The 4,440-nt window shown below is 78.3% G+C and carries 3 protein-coding genes; all 3 read right to left on the bottom strand.

What is annotated here, in order from left to right:
* Window positions 1–97: 97 nt before the first annotated feature.
* Entirely contained in the window at window positions 98–1,033 is a 936-nt protein-coding gene (locus ACFV0G_RS09630; RefSeq protein WP_380544372.1) for a Gfo/Idh/MocA family protein, read from the bottom strand.
* A gap of 169 nt (window positions 1,034–1,202) precedes the next feature.
* Window positions 1,203–2,120 (bottom strand): LysR family transcriptional regulator, encoded by a 918-nt coding sequence (locus ACFV0G_RS09625; RefSeq protein WP_380544369.1) that lies wholly within the window; start codon window positions 2,118–2,120, stop codon window positions 1,203–1,205.
* The gene (locus ACFV0G_RS09620; RefSeq protein ID WP_380544366.1) at window positions 2,117–4,171 is read right to left on the bottom strand and encodes a phosphatase PAP2 family protein; all 2,055 of its coding nucleotides are present in this window, start codon (window positions 4,169–4,171) and stop codon (window positions 2,117–2,119) included. The genes ACFV0G_RS09625 and ACFV0G_RS09620 overlap by 4 nt, the downstream gene beginning before the upstream one ends.
* Between the last annotated feature and the right edge of the window lie 269 nt (window positions 4,172–4,440).

The following is a 4,440-nucleotide window of genomic DNA, read 5'->3' as shown; positions in this document are numbered from 1 at the left end:
CCGCGCCCGCGCGGGCGCCCGCGCGCGCCCCCCCCCCCCGCGCGGGGGGGGCCGCGGGCGCGGGGGGCCCCCCCCCCCCGGCCGGGCGGCCGCTCGGTCAGCCGGCCTGCTGCTCGATCAGCCGGACGACCTGCTCGCAGAGTTCGTGGGTGCGCAGCGCGTCGTGCGCCGACAGCACCTTGCCGGCCCGGACGGCCTCCAGGAAGGCCAGCACGACCTGCTCGATGCCGCGCTGGCGGGCGACCGACACCCAGTCGCCGCGCCGCCGGACGGTCGGCTGGCCGCGGAAGTCGACCACCTCCGCCAGGTTGATCACCGAGCGCTTGGAGTCCCCGCCCGAGACCTCCAGGACCTCCTCGGTGGCGCCGCTCATCCGGTTCATGATCCCGAGCGCGGTGAAGCCCTCGCCGGCCAGCGTCAGCACCACGTGCTCCAGCAGGCCGTCCCGGCTGCGCGAGCGGACGTCGACGTGCTCGATCTCGCCGGGGACGAGGAAGCGCAGTGTGTCCACCACGTGGATGAAGTCGTCGTACACCACGGAGCGGGCGGCCTCGGGCAGTCCCTCGCGGTGCTTCTGAAGGACGATCAGGTCGCGCGGCCGCTCCTGCGCCATCAGATACCCGGGCGCATGGCGCCGGTTGAAGCCGACCAGCAGGGAGCGGCCGGACCGGTCGGCCAGGTCGACCAGGCGGCGGGCCCCGTCCAGGGTGTGGTCGAGCGGCTTGTCGACGTACACGTCGATGCCCGCGGAGAGCAGGCGCTCGACGATCGGGACGTGCTGGCTCGTGGCGGCGTGCACGAAGGCGGCCCGCACGCCGCTGTCGATCACGTCCCCGAGGTCGGTGTAGCGGTGGGCGATGCGGTACGCGTCGCCGATGCGGTCCAGCTTGGCGCGGTCGCGGGTCATCAGCCGCAGGTCCAGGCCGGGTTGGGCGGTGAGGACGGGGAGGTAGGCCTTCTGGGCGATGTCGCCGAGGCCGATCACCGCCACCGGGAGGGTCTCGCCGGCGGGGTCGGTGTCGTGCTCGCTCACGGGCGCTCCTGCTGAGGGTGGGTGGCCCCCTTGTCTGTGGCCCCGGAGGGTGGTGGTCGCCGAGGCCGGGCCGCCCAGCAGCATATGCCAGAACCGCCGTTGAGCAGTGTGAATGCCGAACTTCGCGGCGGGAGAAGCCGGTTGTCGGCGCGGCCGGGCCGGCTGCGGCTCAGCCCTCGGCCAGACCGCGGGCGGCACCCGTCAGCGCGGTGAGCACCGGGGCGATCAGCGGGTGCAGCTCGGCACCGGACCGCACCGCGGCGAACACCTTGCGGGTGGCCAGCTCGCTGTCGACCGGGCGGACGGCGACCGCGGCGAGGTCGGTGCCGCGCAGCGCCGACCGCGGCACCAGCGCCACCCCGGCCCCCGCCGAGGCGAGCGCCACCACCGCCCGGAAGTCGTCCGAGGAGTGCACCAGCCGCGGCTGGAACCCGGCGTGCTCGCAGGCCAGCAGCACCACGTCGTGGCAGGGGTTGCCGGGGTACGGGCCGATCCACGGCTCCGCGGCCAGCGAGGCCACCTCGACCGGGCCGCCGGCCGCGGCCAGCGGGTGCCCGAGCGGCAGGACGGCACGGAACGGCTCGGCGTACAGCGGGACCCGGGTGATCCGCCGGTCGTCGGCGCGCGGTGCGCCGCGGTACTCCACCGCCACCGCGAGGTCGGCCTGGCCGTCGAGCAGCATCGGCAGGCTGGCGTCGCCCTCGGCGTCCAGCACCTTCAGCCGGACGCCGGGCGCGCTCTGCGCGAGGTCCGCGATGGCCGGGGCGAGCACCAGCGCGATCCCGGTGGCGAACGACGCCACGGTGACCTCGCCGGCGACCCCCGCGCTGTAGGCGGCCAGGTCGGCCTCGGCCCGTTCGAGCTGGGCGAGCACCGCGTCCGCGTGGCCGAGCAGGATCTCGCCGGCGGCGGTGAGCCGCACCCCGCGGCCGTCCCGGGCGAGCAGGTGGTGGCCGGTCTCCTGCTCCAGTGCGGCGAGCTGCTGGGAGACGGCGGAGGGGGTGAGGTACAGCGCTGCCGCGGCGGCCGTCACGGTTCGGTGGTCGGCCACGGCCCGCAGGGTCCGCAGCCGTCGTGCGTCGATCACGGCTCAATTCTGCCAGCGCGGCGCCGCCGCCCGGGACGGCCGCCCCGGCCCGCGGCGGGCCTCAGTTCCCGCCCGGCGGGCCGAGCCCCCCCCCCCCGCGGGGGCCACAGCGCCCCCCCGGGGGGCCGCCCCCCCCCGGGCGGGCCGGGGCCGCCCCCCCCCGCGCCCCCGGGCGGAGCCGGCCCGGCCACCGCGACCCGGAGGGCGACCGGCTCGGACAGCCGGCGGCCGGTGAGCGCGTACTGGACGAGGCAGCCCGCCAGCACCACGGCCAGCGCACCGGCGGCGTCGGCCAGCCAGTGGTTGGCGGTGGCGACCACCACCGCCAGGGTGACGGCCGGGTAGAGCGGGGCCAGCACCCTGAGCCAGCGGCGGCGGGTGGCGGTGAGCACGGCCAGCGTGCACCAGAGCGCCCAGGCGATGTGCAGCGAGGGCATCGCGGCGTACTGGTTGGTGAGGTCGGTCAGCACGCCGGTGGGCGCGGTGTCCGGCGCGCCGTACGCGGTGTCGCGCAGACCGGCCCCGGGGGTCAGCCGGGGCGGGGCCAGCGGATAGCCCCAGAAGCCGACCAGCGCGAGCCCGGTGGCGGTGAAGAGGACGGTGCGGCCGGCCCGGTACCGGTCGGGGTGGCGGAGGTAGAGCCAGGCCAGCACCACCACCGGCACGATCAGGTGGAGGATCTTGTAGTACTCGAGGGACGCGTCCAGCAGTCCCTCGCTGCGCAGCACCAGGCGGTTGAGGGTCCGCTCGACGTCGATGTGGAGGAACGCCTCCGCCCGGCGGATGTCCTGGGCGTTGGCGATCGCGGTCGCGGCACGGTCCGGGGCGGCGTTGCGGATCCAGCTGTAGATGCCGTAGCCGACCTGGACGAAGAGCAGCTCCAGCAGCAGGTCGGGCCGGCTGACCGGCCGCATCCGGGCCGGCAGCAGCGGCAGGAACGGCAGGCCGAACGGGCGGTGCGGGGTCGGCCCCGGGGCGCGCCGCACCGACCAGAGCGGGTCCGCGCTCCGGCGGAAGGGCAGCACCGCGGCGGCCGCCGGGGCCGCCAGCGCCGGCGCGCCGCGCAGCAGGAAGGAGGTCACCGGTTCGATGCCGGGGTCGAACAGCCTGCCGGGCAGCAGGGCCAAGGCCACCGCGACCACCGGCCACAGCACCCGGTCCTCGGGCCGCCGCCCGATCCGGCCGACCGCCGCCGCGAGCAGCCACCCGAGACCGGCCGGCCCGGTCAGCGGGGCGACGGTGATCGCCGCGCAGCCCACCACCCCGGCCGCGAGCAGGCGCTGCCCGTCCGCGGCGAGCCCGGCGCCCCGCCGGACGGCCGCCCCTGCGACCACCGCGGCGATCAGGGCCCAGAGCACGAGCAGCGGTGGACCGTGCAGGCCGAGCCGGAACAGCAGGCCGTACGCGGACTGGTTGTCCGGCCCGGCGGCGAGCAGCGGATCGGCGAGCCGGCGCCAGGAGCGCAGCGTGGGGCCCGGGGCGGCCGACCAGACCGCCAGGTCGAGCGCCCCGGCCACCAGGACGGCGGTGAGCGCGCGGCGGCGCTCCCCGCGCACGGCCGCGAGGGCGGCGAAGAGCAGCAGGACGGGTTCGAGTGCGATCGCCGTACCGAGCGCCGCTCCCCCGGCGCCCCGGCCGGGCCCGAGCACCTCGGTGAGGACCAGGGCCAGGCAGCACACCCCGAGGACGGCGTCGATCGGCACGCCGCGCAGGTCGGCGCCGGTCAGCAGGGCGCCCGCGGCGAGCGCTCCGACGGCCCCGGGCAGCGGCAGGCCGGGCGGCGGGTCCCGGGCGAGCCGGACGGCGATCACGGTGACGGCGGCGAGCGCGGCCGCCGTCAGGACGGCCCGGGTGCCCGTGCCGGACCAGCCGCCCAGGGCGGCGGCCACCACGTCCGCCAGCGGGGCGGGCCGGCCGGCGGGCGCGCCGAGGGCGTGCCAGGTGACCGGTCCGCACACGCCGAGGACGGCGAGCAGGACGAGGGCGGTGAGCCTGCGCGGGGAGCTGCGGAGCCGGTGCCGGTCCGCTCGCGACGGGAGCACCCGGGGCATCCGCCCACCTCCCGCCGCGGCCGTGCACCGGCCCGGGACGGGCGGTGCCTACCCTGCCGACTCTCCGACTGCGGCGGGCCGGGCGCATCCCGTGGGGCTGCCGGCCGGGCGCCGCCGCCGGCCTGCACCGGCCCCGGACGTGCGGAACCGGGGGCCCGGGGGGGGGGGGTTGCGGGCCGGGGGGGGTGGGGGGGGGTGGGGTAGCCCCCCCGGGGGGGCGGGGGGGGGGGGTGCCCGCCGGGGGGGGGACACCCCCCCGGTCGCGCCCC

It is taken from the genome of Kitasatospora sp. NPDC059571, from assembly GCF_042735675.1.
In the GTDB taxonomy this organism is placed as follows: domain Bacteria; phylum Actinomycetota; class Actinomycetes; order Streptomycetales; family Streptomycetaceae; genus Kitasatospora.
The sequence above is the reverse complement of the archived record's forward strand: the minus strand, read 5'-3'. Positions and strand labels throughout refer to the sequence as shown.

Coding starts and splice junctions, on each gene's coding strand:
- ACFV0G_RS09620 (WP_380544366.1), bottom strand. CDS start 4,171: ATGCCCCGGGTGCTCCCGTCGCGAGCGGACCGGCACCGGCTCCGCAGC.